3 protein-coding genes are annotated in these 1,109 nt (G+C 65.7%); all 3 read left to right on the top strand.

Going from position 1 to position 1,109, the window contains the following annotated elements; translation table 11 throughout:
* On the top strand, positions 1-182 hold a 182-nt coding region (locus ENSA5_RS37990), incomplete at its 5' end, for a hypothetical protein (RefSeq protein ID WP_181198006.1).
* Positions 176-553, top strand: a complete 378-nt coding sequence (gene tnpB, locus ENSA5_RS21050) for an IS66 family insertion sequence element accessory protein TnpB (protein ID WP_106393472.1) — start codon at positions 176-178, stop codon at positions 551-553. The genes ENSA5_RS37990 and tnpB, both read left to right, overlap by 7 nt.
* Positions 554-570: 17 nt before the next feature.
* The coding region (locus tag ENSA5_RS21045; RefSeq protein WP_146155943.1) for a hypothetical protein at positions 571-1,109 on the top strand (539 nt) is incomplete at its 3' end.

The raw sequence follows: 1,109 nt of genomic DNA, 5'->3' as shown, positions 1-1,109 counted from the left end.
GCTGGGCCAAGAATTACCCGGCGCCGCCGAGGCTCGCCGAGGTCGTCGTGGTCGGCGAGCTCCCGAGCGCGAGGTCATCCTCGCTGGTCATCGAGCTCGGCCAGGCCCGCGTGCACGTCGAGCGCGGTGTCGACGACGAGCTCCTCGCTCGCGTCCTCCGCGTCGTGGGGTCGGTATGCTGAGCCTGCCGCCGAGCGTGCGGATCTACTTCGCCCTCGACCCCGTCGATCTGCGCAAGGGTTTCGACGGCCTGTGCAACGTGACCCGCTCGTTGCTCGCCGATGATCCGATGTCGGGGCACCTGTTCGTATTCATCAATCGCCGCGGGAACCGGGCGAAGATCCTGTTTTGGGATCGCACGGGCTGGGTCATCTACTACAAGCGGATCGAGCGAGGCACGTTCCGCGCGCCGAAGCGTCCCGGCCTCGGCGAGGTCAAGGTCGAGGTCGAAGCGGCCGAGCTGATGCTGATCCTCGAGGGCATCGAGCTCGCGGGCTCACGTCGGCGGTCGCGGTGGGTGCCGGAAAAAAAAACTGTGACACTTCGCTGCTGAGGCTGCCTTATACCAGTATGGGAAGCCGCGACGAGCTCAACCTCGACGAGGTCCGCAGCCACCTCGTCGATCGCCTGAGCAGGGGCGAGCACGATGAGCTCGTCAATGACATTCTGAAGCTGTTGGAGAAGCTGGGTCGTCGAACCGCGCACCTCGAGTTCGAGCTGATGCGGCTGCGCAAGTCGGCCAAGGGCCGGACGTCGGAGCAGATCAACACGTCCCAGCTCTCGCTGCTGCTGAGCCTCGTCAGCGAAGCGGACAAGCCCAAGGTCGAAGCGGACGACGAGTCCGAGACGGTCGACCCGCTCGAGGACCTCGACAAATTCGAGGCCAAGATCGACAGCTACCTCGAGGGCGCCGACGCCGAAGACATCGACGAGGCCGCGGCCGCCGAAGGCGAAGCGAAGAAGCCTTCGCGGCGGCAACGACCGCCCGAGCACTTGCCGGTCGAGGAGCGAGTCATCGACGTCGAGCGCTCGCAGCTCGAGGGCTGCGACGACATGGGTTTCATCGGCTACGCCGAGTCGCACACCCTCGACTGGAGGCAAGGGCACTT

Origin of the sequence: Enhygromyxa salina, assembly GCF_002994615.1 — a bacterium.
GTDB lineage: Bacteria > Myxococcota_A > Polyangia > Nannocystales > Nannocystaceae > Plesiocystis > Plesiocystis salina_A.
Note: the sequence above shows the minus strand (reverse complement) of the source record. Positions and strands in the feature narration are given on the sequence as shown.